Below are 16,438 nucleotides of genomic sequence, written 5' to 3'. Positions count from 1 at the left end.
AACCCCGACCGCGAAGGCGTCGCCCCTCATCGGGCGGCGCCTTCGCCGGTTTCCCGGCCGGGATCGGTGGGGGGTCCCGCGGCATCCGCCTCGACCGCCGCGAGGCAGTCGGCGAGGAACTCGATCGGCACCCGCGGCCACGTCGGATCCCACGCCTCGGCCTGGGCGGCCGCCTGCAACGCCGTCAGTCCGGTCACCGCGGCCGTCCCGCCGTCGATCAGATAGCGCACCATCGAGTGCGGCGCGCATGTCGCGGCCACCTCCGCCAGCACCCGCACCGACTCGTCGGCGCGCCCGGCCGCGAACAGGCACCCGGTGAGCAGTCGCTGCGCCTGCAGCCGGGCCCTGGCGCGGCCGCCGCCGGCCAGCCGGTCCACCCACGCCTGCGCGATATCGCAGGCACGCGCGGTATTGGCCGCGGTCCCGGTGCGGGCGAGCAGTCGGGCGGTTGTCGCGTCCTCGAGCTGGGCGGTGATCTCGGCGCTGCCGTCGGTGACCGCGTCGACCGCGCGAAGCGTCGGATACCGCGGCGCCCGTGTGCGGGTGGTGATCGGGAAGCCGAGCCGGATCCGTTCGTTGTCGATCCGGGCCCGAAGCCGCGGAAGGTCGAGCGCATCGGCGGCACGGGCACCCTCCGCGAGCCGCGTCGCTGCCGCCCTCGGGTCGCCGCGCCGGACCTTGATCCTGGCGCCGATCACGTAGCGGCTGATCATGAAGTCGACGATCCCGCCCTCCCCGCCGAGCTGGAATCCCTCGTCGAGCAGTTCCTCCGCCTCGGCGAGCTGGTTCCGCTCGTACAGCAGGTTCCCGAGCAGCGCCGCGGCCAGCCGCGCCGAGTGGGACCGGGCCCCGGACTGTTCACTCGCCACCCGCAACCCCCGCCGGAACCACACCTCCGCGGACTCGAGCTCGAGCTGCTCGCTCTCGGCGATCCCCACCATGCAGTACGAGTACATCGTCGCGAACGACCCGCTCATCGCCTCGTGGTACGGCGTGGCCCATTCCTGCCAGCGGACCGCATCGGGGAAGTCGAACCGGTACAGCGCGGCGAACAGTTGGGTGTTCGCTGCGGCGGCAACCACCCACGGGCTGTGCCGCTCCGGATGGGCCAGGCAGGCCAGCGAGTGGCGTTCAATGCCGTCCGGGTGGTCGGAGAATGCGGCGATCACCCCCTCGAGCACATCCGACTCGACGGACAGCGCCGGATCCGGTGCCGCGTCCAGCGCCGCGCGCGCCCTGGCCAGCGCGCGGCGACTCTGCCCCGGTCGTTGCAGCAGGACATCGGCCCACCCGAGCATCAGTTGCAGTCGCGGCCGGGCGGACACGGTCGGCGGCGGCAGCTTGTCGACCAAACCGAGCAGGGTTGTCATCCGGGAATGCTCGATCAGGTAGGTGCCGTCCCGCTCCACGAGCGTCACCGCGAGCTCGGGATCGCCCGCCCGGACGGCGTGGTCGACGGCCTCGCTGAGCAGGTGGTGCCCGGCGAACCATTCCGAGGCGATCCGGTGCAGGCGCGCGACCCGATCGGGGTGGTCGCGGGCGAGGCGTCGGCGCAGGTACGTGGCGAACAGGTGGTGGTACCGGTACCAGGTGTCGGCGCCGCCACCGGTCGGGAGGGACGCGTCGGAATCGCCGAGCCGCAGCAGGAACAAGTCCCTCGCCGCGACCTGGTCGAGACGGGACCGCCCGTCCGGGACGCCCGCGAGCGCCGAGGCCAGTGCTCCGGTGATCCGTTCGGTCACCGAGGTGGCGAGCAGGAAGTCGAGCAGGTCGGGTTCGAGGGTGCTCAGGACGTTCTCGGCGAGGAATTCGCCGACCGCGGGGTGCTCGGCGAGATGCCCGATCAGTTCGTCGGGGTGTTCCTCGTTGCGCAGCGACAGCGACGCCAACTGGAGGGCGGCCACCCACCCCTCGGTGGACCGGCACAGGTCCACCACCTCGTCCGGGGTCAGGGTCAGCCCGCCGAGCTCGACCAGCAACGCCGCTGATTCGGACTCCACGAATCGCAATGCCGCCGAATCTATTTCGACCAGCTCGTCGAGTACGCGCATGCGGCCGAGTGGCAGGCCTGCGGTGGTGCGGCTGGTGACGACGACCTGGAGGTGGTGACAACCGTTGGTGAGCAGGTAGGCCAATGCGGAGTGCGACTCGGTGCCGCCGACCCGGTGCCAGTCGTCGATGACGAGCACCAGCTGCTCCCGTGCGTCATGGATCCGGTTGATCAAGGTGGTCAGCACGAACGCCTCGGCGTCGCGGCCGTGGTCCTCGAGCGCCTGGCCGAGTTCCTCGCTCAGGTGCGGGGCGGCCCGGCCGATTGCCTCGATCAGGTGCGCGAGGAACCAGGCGACGTTGTCGTCGTCCGGTGCAACCGTCAGCCAGGCGACCGTCACGCCCGCGTCGTGCAGCGTCCCGCTCCACTGCGCGGCGAGGGTGCTCTTGCCGAATCCGGCCGGACCGTGAATGAGGGTGAGCCGCCGCCGTTCCCCGGCGCGGAGTCGGTCGATCAGCCGCGTGCGGGTGACCAGAACACGGCCGATGACCGGCGGCCGGAACCGGGTGGCGGGCACCGGCGGCGTTGGCCGCCGGGTCAGGGTGTGCGGGACGTCGCCGCCCGACCGGAGCGGTCCGGTGCGGCGCGGTGCCGCCGAGATCCGGGTGTCCTCGGGTGATCCGGCACCCGACGTTGGTGCAGGAAGGGCCATCTCGACCGTGCCGAGGCCGTGCCGGACCGCGAGGTCCTGGAGCAGTGCGCCGAACGCGGCGGCGGACGGCGGTCGGGCGTCGGGGTCCGGCGCCATCGCGGACTCGATGGCCGCGCACACGTCGGCGGGGACGTCGCCGCCTGCCAGGTCGGGCGCCGGTTGGCTGGTGATCCGCAGGAACTGGGCGACGACCTGCTCGCCATTGCGGCGCTCGAACGCCGCATGCCCGGTCAGCGCGCAGAACAGGGTGGCCCCGAGGCTGTAGACGTCGGAGCGGACACTCGGCGAACGCCCCTCGAGGACCTCGGGGGCGGTGTAGGCGGGCGACCCGGTGATCTGCCCGGTCGCGGTCTCGAAGCCGCCGGTGGTGCGGGCGATGCCGAAGTCGGTCAGTTGGGGTTCGCCGTACTCGGTGAGCAGGATGTTCGCCGGCTTCACATCGCGATGCAGGGTCCCGGAGCGGTGCGCCGTCTCCAGCGCGCCCGCCATCTTCGCGCCGAGTGCAAGCACGTCGGGCCAGTCCAGCGGGCCCGCGCGGCGGATCGACTCCTGCAGCGAGTTGTGCCGGTGATACGGCATCACGATGTACGGCCGCCCCGACCGGGTGGTCCCGACCTGGAGGATGTTGCAGATGTGCGGGTGCCCGGACACCGCTCCCATCGCGCGCTGCTCCCGCAGGAAGCGTTCGCGGCTGTCGTCGTCGAGCTCGCCGCTGAGGACCTTGACGGCGACGGTGCGGCCTAGGGCGGGCTGCCTGCACCGATACACCACGCCGAAGCCGCCGCGGCCGATCTCCTCGCCGTCGACGAAGCCCGCGGCTGCGAGGTCGCCCGCCACACCGGTGGGAGCCGTGCGGTCGGGGCGCTGCGGCTCAGGCATCGGGGCCCGTGCTTCGGTCCGGCCCCGGTGCGCGTGTTCTCGTCACCATGGATCACCTCGCGGCGCAGTCGAGAACCCCAGAATAATCCCGTGCCGGACCCCGGAGAACGCCGAAGGGCGCCTCCGCCGTGCGGAGACGCCCTTCGGGAAGCGAGGTTCGCTCAGATGGCGCGGACGCCGGTGGCCTGCGGGCCCTTCTGGCCCTGGCCGATCTCGAACTCCACGCGTGCGCCCTCGTCGAGGGTCTTGAAGCCGTTGGTCTGGATCTCGGAGTAGTGGACGAAGACGTCGGGTCCGTCACCGTCCTGCTCGATGAATCCGAATCCCTTTTCCGCGTTGAACCACTTGACGGTGCCTTGTGCCACTTTTTTGCTCCTGTTACTGCGAGCCTGCCCTCAGGACGAGGTGCGGGTCTCGGGTACAGCGTGCCAGCTGGCGCCGCTCCTGTCGACGCCGGGTCTATACTTCCCGGTCTTTCGGCGCGTCGCGGGCCTTGCCCCGGTCGCGGCTCCCGCGAAGGATCGAGGGTGCAGAGGCCTGGTCGCCGGCCGGGCCCGCGTGAGGAGAGGGCGATGTTCATTCAAGTGATTCAGGGTCGGGTCGGCGACCAGGCGGGGCTGCAGCGGTGCCTGGACCGATGGAACGACGACCTGGCAGCGGGCGCGGCCGGGTATCTCGGCTCGACGAGCGGGACCTGCGCGGACGGCACCTTCATCTGCCTGGTCCGGTTCGCGTCGCCGGACGCGGCCAGACGCAATGCGGAACGACCGGAGCAGGGGGCGTGGTGGGCCGCGGCGGAGCGCTGCTTCGACGGGCAGGTGACGGTGATGGACTGCGCGGAGGTCACCGAATGGATGGGCGGCGGCTCGGACACCGCCGGCTTCGTCCAGGTGTTGGAGGGGCACACCAGCGACCCGCACCGGATGGTGGACCTGATGTCGCGGGTCGGTGACCGTGTGCACGACCTGCGCCCGGAGATCGTCGGCGGGACGCTGTGCAGCGACGGCGGGGACGGATATGTGGAGGCGGTGTACTTCACCTCCGAGTCGGCCGCGCGGCTGCACGAGAGCGTCGAGGTGCCCGACGACCTGCGGTCGCTGTTCGAGGAGGAGACCGAATTGATGGGGGAGGTTTCGTACTACGACATGCGCGCGCCGATGCTCGTTTCGGCGCGCGGGACGCGGTGATCGGAACCCGCGTCGGGTGGCGTCAATGTGCGACCTCGGTTTGCCGTTATTGGCGACCGAGGTCGTCTACTGTCGGTCGCTGCCAGCGGTTCCGTGTCCGTCATGGGATAACAATTCACACCTAGTTACCTATGAGGCCGCGGGGTAGTGTGGCCCCGAATCGAGTCGTACACACCCCTGAAAGCGAAGTCGAGAGGTACTCCAATCGTGACCACCGTCCAGGAGCCGGCCGCGACCGCGGCCCCCGATATCCACACCACCGCGGGCAAGCTCGCGGACCTGCACCGCCGTCAGGCCGAGGCACACTTCCCGACCGGCGAAGCCGCCGTCGACAAGGTGCACGCCAAGGGCAAGCTGACCGCCCGCGAACGGATCGAGGCCCTCCTGGACGAGGGATCGTTCGTCGAACTCGACGCCCTCGCCCGGCACCGCTCCACCAACTTCGGGCTCGCCGACAACCGCCCCGCCGGCGACGGCGTCGTCACCGGCTACGGCACCGTCGACGGCCGCGACGTGTGCGTCTTCTCCCAGGACGCCACCGTCTTCGGCGGCTCCCTCGGCGAAATCTACGGCGAGAAGATCGTCAAGGTGATGGACCTCGCGTTGAAGACCGGGCGCCCGCTGATCGGGATCAACGAGGGCGCAGGCGCCCGCATCCAGGAGGGTGTGGTCTCCCTCGGCCTGTACGGGGAGATCTTCCACCGCAACGTCCAGGCGTCCGGGGTGATCCCGCAGATCTCGCTGATCATGGGCCCCGCCGCCGGCGGCCACGTCTACTCCCCGGCGTTGACCGACTTCGTGGTGATGGTCGATCAGACCTCGCAGATGTTCGTCACCGGCCCCGACGTGATCAAGACCGTCACCGGTGAGGACGTCACGATGGAGGATCTCGGTGGCGCGCACACCCACATGGCGAAGTCCGGTGTCGCGCACTACGTCGCCTCCGGTGAGCAGGACGCCCTCGACTACGTCAAGGACCTGCTCTCGTACCTGCCGAGCAACAATCAGGCCGCCGCGCCCCGGTTGGCGCCGACCGACCCGATCGTCGGGGCGATCGCGGACTCGTTGACCGACGAGGACCTCGAGCTGGACACGATCATCCCCGACAGCGCGAATCAGCCGTACGACATGCACGAGGTGATCCGCCGGCTGCTCGACGACGACGAGTTCCTTGAGGTGCAGGCCGGGCGGGCGATGAACGTGATCGTCGGGTTCGGTCGGATCGACGGCCGCTCCGTGGGCATCGTGGCGAACCAGCCGACGCAGTTCGCGGGGTGTCTGGACATCGACGCCTCGGAGAAGGCGGCCCGGTTCGTCCGGACCTGTGATGCGTTCAATGTGCCGATCGTGACCCTGGTCGATGTGCCGGGGTTCTTGCCGGGGACGGAGCAGGAGTACAACGGCATCATCCGCCGCGGTGCGAAGCTGCTGTACGCGTATGGGGAGGCGACGGTCGGGAAGATCACCGTCATCACCCGCAAGGCGTACGGCGGGGCGTACGACGTGATGGGGTCCAAGCACATGGGTGCGGATGTGAATCTGGCGTGGCCGACGGCGCAGATCGCGGTGATGGGTGCCTCGGGTGCGGTGGGGTTTGTGTACCGCAAGCAGCTCAAGGACGCGGCGGCGGCCGGTCAGGATGTGGATGCGTTGCGTCTGCAGTTGCAGAACGAGTACGAGGACACGCTGGTCAATCCGTATGTGGCTGCCGAGCGTGGGTATGTGGATGCGGTGATTCCGCCGTCGCATACGCGGGGTCAGATTGTGGCGGCGTTGCGGTTGCTTGAACGCAAGATGGTGACGTTGCCGCCGAAGAAGCATGGGAACATTCCGCTGTGACGGCCCTGCTGGAGTCGGCCGACGTCGCCGTCGCGCTCGACGAGGTCGCAATGCTGGGCGCGTCTGCGCCGCAGCAGGATCCGATCCGATTCGCGGGGAACCCGACCGACGAGGAGGTGGCGGCGGTCCTCGCCGTGTTCTCGGCGCTCGGATCGGTCCCGACTGCTGAGGAACCGCGCTCCGAGGAGACCTGGGGGGCACCCGCCCAGCTGATGCGTTACGGGTTGTCCGTGGCGCCAACCACTTTCGTCAACGCACGCTTTGCCCGGTAAAGGAAGAACGACATGACCAACTCTCACAAGAAGATCACGAAGGTGCTTGTCGCCAACCGCGGCGAGATCGCGGTGCGGGTGATCCGGGCAGCGAAGGACGCCGGCTACGGCAGCGTCGCCGTCTACGCCGAACCCGACGCCGACGCCCAGTTCGTCAAGCTCGCCGACGAGGCCTTCGCCCTCGGCGGCCAAACCTCCGCCGAGTCGTACCTGGTGTTCGACAAGATCCTCGACGCCGCCGCGAAGTCCGGCGCCGACGCCATCCACCCCGGCTACGGGTTCCTCTCCGAGAACGCCGACTTCGCGCAGGCCGTCCTCGACGCCGGACTGATCTGGATCGGCCCGTCCCCGCAGTCCATCCGCGACCTCGGCGACAAGGTCACCGCCCGGCACATCGCCGAACGCGCCAACGCCCCGATGGCCGCGGGCACCAAGGACCCCGTCAAGGGCGCCGACGAGGTCGTCGACTTCGCCCGCCAGTACGGCGTCCCGGTCGCGATCAAGGCCGCGTTCGGCGGCGGTGGCCGCGGCATGAAGGTCGCCCACACGATCGAGGAAATCCCGGAGCTGTTCGAGTCCGCGACCCGTGAGGCGATCGCCGCGTTCGGTCGCGGCGAATGCTTCGTCGAGCAGTACCTCGACAAGGCCCGGCACGTCGAGGCGCAGGTCATCGCCGACCAGCACGGCAACGTCATCGTCGCGGGCACCCGCGACTGCTCGCTGCAGCGCCGCTTCCAGAAGCTCGTCGAGGAGGCCCCCGCCCCGTTCCTCACCGACGACCAGCGCGACCGGATCCACAACTCCGCCAAGGCGATCTGCAAGGAAGCCGGCTACTACGGTGCCGGCACCGTCGAATACCTGGTGCAGGGCGACACCGTCTCCTTCCTCGAGGTGAACACCCGCCTGCAGGTCGAGCATCCGGTCACCGAGGAGACCGCGGGCATCGACCTGGTGCGGCAGCAGTTCCGCATCGCCAACGGCGAGAAGCTTGAGATCACCGAGGACCCCACCCCGCGCGGGCACTCCTTCGAGTTCCGGATCAACGGTGAGGACGCTGGCCGCGGGTTCCTGCCCGCGCCGGGCCCGATCTCGGTGTACAAGGAGCCGACCGGCCCCGGTGTGCGCGTCGACTCCGGTGTCGTGCAGGGCGATGTGATCGGCGGCCAGTTCGACTCGATGCTCGCCAAGCTGATCGTCACCGGCGAGACCCGCGAGCAGGCGCTGGCGCGCGCCTCCCGCGCGCTTGCCGAGTTCGAGGTGGATGGGCTGGCGACGGTGCTGCCGTTCCACCGGCACATCGTGACCAACCCGGCGTTCGTCGGTGACGGGACCTCGTTCGAGGTGTACACGAAGTGGATCGAGAACGAGTGGGACAACCCGATCGAGCCGTACACCGGTGCCGGGCAGGTGGACGCCGACGGTGAGGAGGCGTTGCCGCGGCAGAACGTGGTCGTCGAGGTCGGGGGTCGTCGGGTGGAGGTGTCGCTGCCGGGTCAGTTCTCCCTCGGGTCGGCGGCGCCTGCGGTCGGGGCGATCACCCGGAAGCCGAAGTCCCGCAAGCGGGGCGGTGCCGGTGGTGCTGCGGCGTCGGGTGATGCGGTGACCGCGCCGATGCAGGGGACCGTGGTGAAGGTCGCTGTTGAGGAGGGTCAGGAGGTCGCCGAGGGTGACCTGATCGTGGTGTTGGAGGCGATGAAGATGGAGAACCCGGTGACCGCGCACAAGTCGGGTGTGGTGACCGGTCTTGCGGTGGAGCCGGGTGCGGCGATCACGCAGGGCACCGTCCTCGCCGAACTCAAGTAGGCGCTCCGCGCCCGTGAGTCCTTGTGGTCCCGTGGCGGGCCGAAAGGACTCACGGGCGGCGCAGCCGCCTTCGGGCGGATCGAACCGTAGGAGAAAACATGGCACTGATCGCTGTCCTCGAGTTGACCTTCAAACCCGATGCCCTCGACGCCGCGCGTGCGGTGATGGGCCGCGTGCTGACCGAGACCCGCGCCTTCGACGGGTGCCTCGGGGTGGACGCGGTGATCGACGCGACGAGCCCGAACACTTGGCGGTTCATCGAGCGGTGGGAGTCGGCCGAGCATGACGCCGCCTACCGCAGGTTCCGGGCCGGGGAGGGCGCGATCACCGACCTGGGGCCGCTGCTGGCCGGTGCACCGGCGTTGACGACGGGCACGGTGGCCGCGGACATCTGACCGCGCCGGGTGCCGTGGCCCTGGCCGCGGCACCCCGGCGGTGGTCGGGGCGTCAGCCGACGCGGCCGCGCGCCGATTCCGCGCCGCGCCCGTCGATCAGGAACGGGCGGGCGTTGACGACGTGCTTGCGCCAATGCGAGAACGCGGCGTCCGCGTCCCGGCTGCGCAGTAGCCGGATCAGTCGCCTGCAGGAGCGGACCGCCAGTTTCAGGTTTGCCGCGTACAGTTCGCGGTCCTCGTCCGTTTCCAGGACGGCGGGGCCGGTGTCGTGCCGGGTCAGCTCGTACAGCATCCCGGCAATGATCGCGAGCGGCGCGTTGCCGGACAGCTGGACCACCCGCAGGTGGAACGCGGACAGGCCGGCGACCAGAGTCTTCGACGCATACGACGCGGGCAGGTCCTCCTCGACCATGCGCGCGAGCTCGTCGAAATCCTCCTCGCTGCCCTCCGCTGCCAGCACCCGGGCGGCGTCCGGTTCGACGGCTTCGCGGGCGACGAACAGGTCGGCGATCGTGGCACCGGACAGTTCGAGGAGCATCGATGCGGGCCGCGCAACCACCTCGGGGCCGGGGACGCATACCCGGGCACCGGCCCGGGATCCGCGCCGCACCTCGACGAGCCCGTCCGATTCAAGCAGCCGGATTGCCTCCCGCAGGGTGGGGCGGCTGATCGCGAACCGGTCCATCAGGTCCGCCTCGTGGGGCAGGTGGTCGCCGTCCTTCAGCGCGCCCTCGATGATCATCGTGCGGAGGGTGCGGGCCACGATCTCGGCGGTCTTCGGGGTCCGGATCGGGCGGGTCGCGAGGCTCGGGGCATGGAAGACCGGTGCGAAGGTCTTGTCGGCCACCGGTCGTCTCCCTCGCCCTTGTCGTTGCGTCGACCCAGTAAAGCACCCGGCGCCGTCGTCCCTGACACAGGTCACGAGCCCGTCATCCGCGGCGCTCACGGCGCCCCGGTGCCGCTGATCAACGGCCACAGGCCTGCGCCGCCCGCGCCGGCCGCCGCCCCGGTCACGGCGTCGTCCCAGGACCGCACCGACCCGAACTCGCCCCGCCAGGCCAGCAGCCGGTTCGTGTACCGGTGCAGCGGGTGCTCGGCGGTGAAGCCGATCGCCCCCATTGCCTGATGTGCGTTCCGGACAATCGTGGCCGCCGCGTGCCCGGCGCAGGAGCGGGCCGCCGCGATCGCGAACTCCGTTGCCGCCGCGTCGAACCCGTTCTCCATCACGGTGCTAACGGCGGCCTCGGTCGCGGCCCGGGCGAGGGCGTCGGCCGCCGCGATGTCCGCGACCAGCTGCTGCACCGCCTGGAAAGCGGCGATCGGCCTGCCGAACTGAGTTCGGGTGGTGGTGTGCCCGACGACGATGTCCAGGACCCGGCCCGCCGCACCGGTCATCGCCAGCGCCCGCGCCAACGCGCCCCGCAGCTGCAGTTCCCGGACCACGGTGCCGGGTATCGCGACGCCGGCCAGCCCGGACGGGTCGACGGTCACCCGGTCCCGCGGTTCCCCGGCCAGGTTCGCGCCGGGAACCACGTTGACGCCAGCGCGCGGCACCTGCGCGACCCGATGCCCGTCCCCGTCCGGCCACACCACCACCAGGGCGTCGGCGTGGCGGGCCCACGGAACCCGGTGCGCGACACCGCTGCCGTCCACGACCGCGGCGGTCCGGATGGGGGTGTCGCCGCCCGGCAGTTCCGCGGAGTCGGCGAGCCAGCCGGCAAGCAGGTCGTTCTCGGCGAGCGGGACCGGTGCCGCACTCGCCCCGGCCGCGGCGAGCAGCACGGCGGCCTCCGGCCAGCCGCCGCCCGCCTCGGCGCCGGTCAGCCGGGTGACCCCGAGGTCGGACAGGGTTGACCACAACGCCGGATCGAAACCGGTTCGGGCACCGGCCTTGTCGAAGACCCGATCGAGCAGCCGGGTCAGGTCGTCCAGGTCGGCGCTCACCGCATCCCCAGTCCCCGCGCGATCACGCCGCGCAGAATCTCGCTGGTGCCACCGCGCAGCGTGAAGCCCGGTCGTTGCAGCGCACCCGCGGCGACCAACCCCGCGTACTCCCGGGATGCCTCCTCTCCTGCCAGTTCGTCGGCCAGGTCCGCGATGTCGCCTTCGGTGGCGGTGCCGAGGACCTTCACCACCGAGGCCGCGACCTCCGCGTTCTCGCGGCGCTCCAGTGCCTCGGACACCGCCGTCGACATGTGGTGCAGCCCGACGAGACGGGCCACCAGGGCCCCGATCCGCGGATCCGCGGGCAGCGTCCCCGCCGCGACCTCGTCGGCGGTCGCGGCGAGCAGGGTGAAGGTGGACAGGAATCGTTCCGGGCCGCTGCGTTCGAAGCCGAGTTCGGACGTCACCTGCGTCCAACCGTCACCGACGGCGCCGAGCACCAGCTCGTCCGGAACGAACACCTCCTCGAGTCGCACCTCGTTGAAATGGTGATCGCCCGACATCGACAGGATCGGCTCGATCGTCACGCCGGGGGAGTCGAGGGGGACGATGAACTGTCCGAGCCCGTCGTGTCGGTGCGCGGGGTCCGGCGGGGCGGTGCGGGCGAGCGCGAAGAACGCGTCCGCGTGGTGCGCGCCGGACGTCCACAGCTTGGTGCCCGACAGGGACCAGCCGCCATCGACCCGGGCGGCCCGGGTTCGGACGCTCGCCAGGTCGGAGCCCGACTCCGGCTCGGACATGCCGATGGCCCAGCAGATTTCACCGCGTGCGATGCCGGGCAGGAAGCGTCGCTTCTGGTCTTCGGTTCCGTAGTTGAGCAGGGATGGCGCCGCCTGCCGGTCCGCGACCCACTGCGCGGCCACCGGTGCGCCGACGGCGAGCAGTTCCTCGGTGACGACGAACCGTTCCATGAACGTGCGCCCGTGCCCGCCGTACTCGACCGGAATTGTCATGCCGACCCAGCCGCGGTCCGCGAGCGCCCGGGTGAAGGCGCGGTCCCAGCGGGTGAGCCAGGTGTCGACGCCGGGAGTGAAGGCGCCTGCCTCGATCTGCTCGCGCAGGAACGTGCGAACCTCGGCCCGCAGGGCCCTCGTTCCTGGATCCGGCGGTGTGGCGGCCGGTACCAGCGGTGTGCGCATGACGTCCTCCCTGTGCTCGCAGTTCACGGTAGCCGTGGTGGTCTCGGCTGGAGGGCCGGACGGGCCGACGGTCAGCCGACGATGAGGGTCACGACCTCGGCAACGCACGCCGGTTTGTCGGCGCCCTCGATCTCGATGGTGACGGCGGAGGCGAGGAAGGCTCCGGCCGCCGCGCGTTCGAGGGCGACCGGGGTCGTGGTCGCCCGGATCCGCGACCCCGCCCGTACCGGAGCGGGGAACCGAACCTTGTTGCTGCCGTAGTTGACCCGCGCCGACCCGGTGTCGATCGTGTACAGCCGACCGGCGAGCAGGGGGAGCAGCGACTGGGTCAGGTAGCCGTGCGCGATCGTCGCGCCGTAGGGGCCGGACGCGGCCCGCTCGGGGTCGACATGGATCCACTGGTGGTCGCCGGTGGCGTCGGCGAACGCGTCGATCCGGTCCTGGTCGACCGTCAGCCATTCGCCGGGGCCGATCTCCTGCCCCAGCGCGGCCTCGAGCGCATCGAGGGAATCGAAGGTCCTCACGCGGTGCTCCTCGGGTGTCATTCGGACATCGCCTGTGGTGGGGAGGGTTTCACATGAAACGGGTGGCCGCCGGTGATCACCGCGGTACGGCGGACAGCAGCGGCCGCGCGGGTCAGTTGGTCGACTCCCGTTCGATCGCCGCGACCTCGTCACGCAGCCGGGCCATCGTCCGGTCCAGCTCGGTCGCGGCGTCGGCGGCCTCCTTCAGCTCCTCGAGCAGCCGCTGCGGCACGGCCTTGTTGTACTTGTAGTAGATCTTGTGTTCGAGGCTGGCCCAGAAGTCCATCGCGATGGTGCGGATCTGGATCTCGACGTACGTCATCTCGGTGCGGTCCGACAGGTACACCGGCACCTGCACGATCAGGTGCAGGCTCTGGTAGCCGTTCGGTTTCGGGGCGGCGATGTAGTCCTTCACCTCGATCAGCGTCACGTCGGGCTGGCTGGTCAGCATCTCCGCGACCCAGTAGGCGTCCGAGACGAACGCGCAGGTCACCCGGATCCCCGCGATATCGCGGATCTGGTCGCGGATCGACTCGATGTCCGGTGGGCAGCCGATGCGGATCGCCTTCTGCAGCAGCGACTCGATCGACTTGAGCCTGCTGTTGACGTGCTCGATCGGGCTGTAGTCGTGGGCGAGTTCGAACTCCTCGCGGAGGATGGTGATCTTCGTCAGCGTCGCGTCGATCGCGAACTTGTAGTTCAGGCGGAAACGGGTCAGCCGCTGCTGCATCTCCCGCAACGAGTCCAGTGTCGGCTCGGTTGGCGCGTCGCCGCCGGTCACGTCGCGGAACAGGTCGGACAGGATCGCCAGTTCGGGCTCGACGCCGTCACCGGACAAGTGCGTGCTCACGGGTGCTTCCTCACTGCGGGCGCGGGCCCGGGTCGGGCGGCGCGTGTCGATGCTCGCCCTCCATTGTGCCGATTCCCGTCGTCGGCCCCGTCCCCTCGCCCGGCATTGAATGGGGGTTCATGTGCGGGGTTTCGCTGGCGGATGGCACATGAACCCCCATTCAACACGAGCGGGCGGGGCGGATAGCAGACGCGCCGCGCCGCGGATGCGGGTGGGGTGGCCGCGGCGCGCGAGGGCGCATCGACCAGGATTCAGCTGGTCCGGTTGCCGCCGGAGCGGTGACGGATTCGACGGGTGGAGGTCGCGATGACGAGGTGGACGACGCCGATGCGGGTGGCGGGGATTCTCGCGGGAGTGGTGTTCGCGGTCGGGGCCTGCTCGGCACCGACCGTGGAGGGAACGGCATCCGCGCAGGTCACGGCGATCACCGGGCAGGACGTCGGCGACGGCGGCGGCAGCACCGACTTCCGGGCCGAGGTGGGGGACTGCGTGAACCTGGGCGGCTCGGTGGACGCCGCGGAGATCGAGCACGCCACCTGCGGGAGCATGGACTCCAACTACAAGGTCATTGGGAAGGCGTCGGAGAACGCCCAGTGCCCGTCGGACGCGGACCAGGTCTACTACGAGACCTACGACTCGGTCGAGCAGGGAGCGCTGTGCCTGGACATTGACTGGGTCGTCGGTGGGTGCATGAGCGTGCCGGACAGCTCGGACGAGCCGTTCCGGGTCGAGTGCACCGACCCGACCGCGACGTGGGTGGAGCGGGTGACCGCGATCGTCGAGGACGTCACCGACGTCGAACGATGCGAGGAGGGCGGGTTCACCCACCCGGATCGTCGGTTCACGGTGTGCACCGAATCGGTGAACTCCTACTAGCCCGCTGCCCGCCCACCGATACGCTCGACCGATGTCATCACTGAGTCCGACCCTTGCCGGCCGGGTCTTCTCGCCGCCGAACTACCTGGTCGGCCGCGAGAAGGTCCGGGAGTTTGCCCGCGCCGTGCGGTCCACGAACCCCCTGCACCACGACGTCGACGCGGCGCGCGCGGCCGGATTTGCCGACGTCATCGCGCCGCCGACGTTCACCACGGTGACCGCGGGTCGGGCCGTCCTGCAGCTGGTGGAGGCTCCCGACACCGGCGTGATCCCCAGCCGCGTCGTGCACGGGTCGGAGCGGATCGAACAGCACCGGCCGATCGTCGCCGGCGACGAGTTGTCGACCACGCTGACGATCACCGACGTCACCGAGCGGGTGGGCAACGCGATTCTTTCCACCGTCTTCGAGATCCGGGACGCCGCGGGGGAGCCGGTCGCGACCGTCACGTCCTCCCTGCTGGTGCGGGGGGACGACGCATGAGCGGCACCGCCGTGGACTTTGCGGGCCTGGAGATCGGCGCGATCGTCGCCAAGTCGGATCTGACCGTCACCCGCGAGGATCTGGTTCGTTATTCCGGTGCGTCCGGGGACACCAACCCGATCCACTACAACGACACCGTCGCCGCCAGCGTCGGGTTGCCGGGGGTCCTCGCGCACGGGATGCTCACCGCCGGCCTCGCCCTGCAGGTGGTGATCGATTGGATCGGGGACCCGACCGCGGTGACCTCCTACGAGACCCGGTTCACCAGGCCCGTGGTGGTCGACCCGATCGACGGCGCGGACCTTGTCGTCGCGGTGAAGGTCGCTCGGCTCGACCCGGAGACCCGAACCGCGCGGCTCGACGTCACCGTGACGTGCGGTGGGCAGACGGTGCTCGGGAAGACGCAGGCACACGTTCGCCTGTAGCCCGGTCGGTCAGGGTGCGTCGGCGTCGGCGTCGACGCACCGTAGCCGGGTTCCGTACCGGTCCTCCTCGCCGGTCCGGGCCCCCGAATCGGTGATGATCGTGTCGACCTCGGTCAGTGCTGCCACGCGGGCGAGGGCACGCTGCCCGAACTTCGAACTGTCCGCGAGTACCGCGGTGCGGGCTGCCGCGGCGATCATGGCCCGTTTGACCGGTATCTCCAGGGTGTTGCTGTTCGTGATCCCCGCGTCGGGGTCGATCGCGTCCGCGCCGAGGAACGTCCAGTCGACCGAGTAGTCGGTGAGGAACTCGACGGTGCGCTCACCGACCAGGGTGAACACCGAGCCGAGCAGTTCGCCGCCCGCCACCAGCAGTCGCAGTTCGGGGAGGGTGGCGAGGTACTTCCCGATGCGCAGGTCGTTGGTGATGACCGTCAGCCCGGACCGGTGCCGCAGTGCGGTCGCGACCTGGTAGGTGGTGGATCCGCTGTCGAGGATCACGCTGTCGCCGTCGCGCACCAGGCCGGCGGCCTCGTGTGCGATCGCCGCCTTCTCGGCCCTGCGGACGTTCTCCTTGACGGCGTAAGGGATTTCGGAATGGGTGCCGTCGACGGGCCGCGCGCCGCCGTGCGTCCGTTCGGCCTTCCCGCCGCGCACCAGGGCGTCCAGGTCGCGGCGGATCGTCGACGCGTCGACGCCGAGGTCGCGCGACAACGCCTTCGCCTCGACGTAGCCGTCGGCGACGAGTCGCTCGAGAATCTCGTGTCGTCGGGTGCTCGCAGACACGCTGGTTCCTCCTTGAGTGATGACCGGACGGTCCGATGGCGAGGCGCGCATCCGGAGTCTAACCACCCGTGCGCGCACATTATTGACACGCAACGCCATCATTTGCATGATTACGGGCATTGAATGCGCGATAGCGCGCAAACGGTGCGTGAACTCACGCAACCTCACCTGGACACCGAGGAGCCTCGATGCAGATGGACCGGATCGGCCGCGCACGCCGCCACGTTGGGGTGCCCGCATGACCCTCAAGCTCGGGTACAAGGCGTCGGCGGAGCAGTTCGGGCCGCGGGAGTTGGTGGAGTTGGCGGTCCTCGCGGAGGAGCGGGGGATGGATTCGGC

At 70.1% G+C, this 16,438-nt stretch carries 16 protein-coding genes and 1 pseudogene; 9 read left to right on the top strand and 8 right to left on the bottom strand.

What is annotated here, in order from left to right; translation table 11 throughout:
* Window positions 1-26 precede the first annotated feature (26 nt).
* Window positions 27-3,581, bottom strand: a complete 3,555-nt coding sequence (locus ACFWQG_RS18570) for a protein kinase (RefSeq protein ID WP_378509114.1) — start codon at window positions 3,579-3,581, stop codon at window positions 27-29.
* Window positions 3,582-3,742: 161 nt separating this feature from the next.
* A complete protein-coding gene (locus ACFWQG_RS18565; protein ID WP_137875094.1) occupies window positions 3,743-3,946 on the bottom strand; it encodes a cold-shock protein in 204 nt (67 codons plus the stop codon).
* A gap of 207 nt (window positions 3,947-4,153) precedes the next feature.
* Between ACFWQG_RS18565 and ACFWQG_RS18560 the strand changes: the two genes are divergently transcribed.
* From ACFWQG_RS18560 to ACFWQG_RS18540, 5 genes are all read left to right on the top strand, one after another.
* The gene (locus tag ACFWQG_RS18560; RefSeq protein WP_378509113.1) at window positions 4,154-4,768 is read left to right on the top strand and encodes a hypothetical protein; all 615 of its coding nucleotides are present in this window, start codon (window positions 4,154-4,156) and stop codon (window positions 4,766-4,768) included.
* A gap of 207 nt (window positions 4,769-4,975) precedes the next feature.
* A complete protein-coding gene (locus ACFWQG_RS18555; RefSeq protein ID WP_378509112.1) occupies window positions 4,976-6,607 on the top strand; it encodes an acyl-CoA carboxylase subunit beta in 1,632 nt (543 codons plus the stop codon).
* The gene (locus ACFWQG_RS18550) at window positions 6,604-6,879 is read left to right on the top strand and encodes an acyl-CoA carboxylase subunit epsilon (protein ID WP_378509111.1); all 276 of its coding nucleotides are present in this window, start codon (window positions 6,604-6,606) and stop codon (window positions 6,877-6,879) included. Before ACFWQG_RS18555 ends, ACFWQG_RS18550 begins: the two co-directional genes overlap by 4 nt.
* A 12-nt stretch (window positions 6,880-6,891) precedes the next feature.
* Window positions 6,892-8,682 carry an acetyl/propionyl/methylcrotonyl-CoA carboxylase subunit alpha gene (locus ACFWQG_RS18545; RefSeq protein ID WP_378509110.1) on the top strand — a complete coding sequence of 597 codons (1,791 nt, stop codon included), beginning with the start codon at window positions 6,892-6,894 and terminating at the stop codon, window positions 8,680-8,682.
* Window positions 8,683-8,780: 98 nt separating this feature from the next.
* Complete coding sequence (locus tag ACFWQG_RS18540) at window positions 8,781-9,077, top strand: putative quinol monooxygenase (protein WP_378509109.1); 297 nt, start codon at window positions 8,781-8,783, stop codon at window positions 9,075-9,077.
* A 52-nt stretch (window positions 9,078-9,129) separates the two neighbouring features.
* Here ACFWQG_RS18540 and ACFWQG_RS18535 read toward each other — a convergent pair whose 3' ends face one another.
* The 5 genes from ACFWQG_RS18535 to ACFWQG_RS18515 form a co-directional block, all read right to left on the bottom strand.
* The gene (locus ACFWQG_RS18535; protein WP_378509108.1) at window positions 9,130-9,924 is read right to left on the bottom strand and encodes a FadR/GntR family transcriptional regulator; all 795 of its coding nucleotides are present in this window, start codon (window positions 9,922-9,924) and stop codon (window positions 9,130-9,132) included.
* Window positions 9,925-10,019: 95 nt separating this feature from the next.
* The gene (locus tag ACFWQG_RS18530) at window positions 10,020-11,021 is read right to left on the bottom strand and encodes an acyl-CoA dehydrogenase family protein (protein WP_378509107.1); all 1,002 of its coding nucleotides are present in this window, start codon (window positions 11,019-11,021) and stop codon (window positions 10,020-10,022) included.
* Window positions 11,018-12,160, bottom strand: a complete 1,143-nt coding sequence (locus tag ACFWQG_RS18525) for an acyl-CoA dehydrogenase family protein (protein ID WP_378509106.1) — start codon at window positions 12,158-12,160, stop codon at window positions 11,018-11,020. Before ACFWQG_RS18525 ends, ACFWQG_RS18530 begins: the two co-directional genes overlap by 4 nt.
* Window positions 12,161-12,231: 71 nt before the next feature.
* Window positions 12,232-12,705, bottom strand: a complete 474-nt coding sequence (locus ACFWQG_RS18520) for a MaoC family dehydratase (RefSeq protein WP_378509105.1) — start codon at window positions 12,703-12,705, stop codon at window positions 12,232-12,234.
* A gap of 91 nt (window positions 12,706-12,796) precedes the next feature.
* On the bottom strand, window positions 12,797-13,534 hold the full coding sequence (locus ACFWQG_RS18515) for a GTP pyrophosphokinase family protein (protein ID WP_378509104.1): 738 nt from the start codon (window positions 13,532-13,534) through the stop codon (window positions 12,797-12,799).
* A 306-nt stretch (window positions 13,535-13,840) separates the two neighbouring features.
* On the opposite strand from ACFWQG_RS18515, the gene ACFWQG_RS18510 reads away from it, so the two are divergent.
* From ACFWQG_RS18510 to ACFWQG_RS18500, 3 genes are read left to right on the top strand one after another with little or no spacing between them, the layout of a single operon-like run.
* Window positions 13,841-14,410 carry a hypothetical protein gene (locus ACFWQG_RS18510; protein ID WP_378509103.1) on the top strand — a complete coding sequence of 190 codons (570 nt, stop codon included), beginning with the start codon at window positions 13,841-13,843 and terminating at the stop codon, window positions 14,408-14,410.
* Between the two features lie 31 nt (window positions 14,411-14,441).
* Window positions 14,442-14,891 carry a MaoC family dehydratase N-terminal domain-containing protein gene (locus ACFWQG_RS18505; RefSeq protein WP_378509102.1) on the top strand — a complete coding sequence of 150 codons (450 nt, stop codon included), beginning with the start codon at window positions 14,442-14,444 and terminating at the stop codon, window positions 14,889-14,891.
* Entirely contained in the window at window positions 14,888-15,316 is a 429-nt protein-coding gene (locus ACFWQG_RS18500; RefSeq protein ID WP_378509101.1) for a MaoC/PaaZ C-terminal domain-containing protein, read from the top strand. Before ACFWQG_RS18505 ends, ACFWQG_RS18500 begins: the two co-directional genes overlap by 4 nt.
* A gap of 9 nt (window positions 15,317-15,325) precedes the next feature.
* On the opposite strand, the gene ACFWQG_RS18495 is transcribed toward ACFWQG_RS18500, so the two are convergent.
* Window positions 15,326-16,099: a DeoR/GlpR family DNA-binding transcription regulator gene (locus ACFWQG_RS18495; RefSeq protein ID WP_378509100.1), complete on the bottom strand. Its 774-nt coding sequence runs from the start codon at window positions 16,097-16,099 to the stop codon at window positions 15,326-15,328.
* Window positions 16,100-16,337: 238 nt separating this feature from the next.
* Here ACFWQG_RS18495 and ACFWQG_RS18490 point away from each other — a divergent pair.
* Window positions 16,338-16,438: pseudogene (locus ACFWQG_RS18490) on the top strand (glucose-6-phosphate dehydrogenase (coenzyme-F420)); the annotation flags it as partial.

Source organism: Rhodococcus sp. NPDC058532 (assembly GCF_042719255.1).
GTDB lineage: Bacteria > Actinomycetota > Actinomycetes > Mycobacteriales > Mycobacteriaceae > Rhodococcus_G.
The sequence above is the reverse complement of the archived record's forward strand: the minus strand, read 5'-3'. Positions and strand labels throughout refer to the sequence as shown.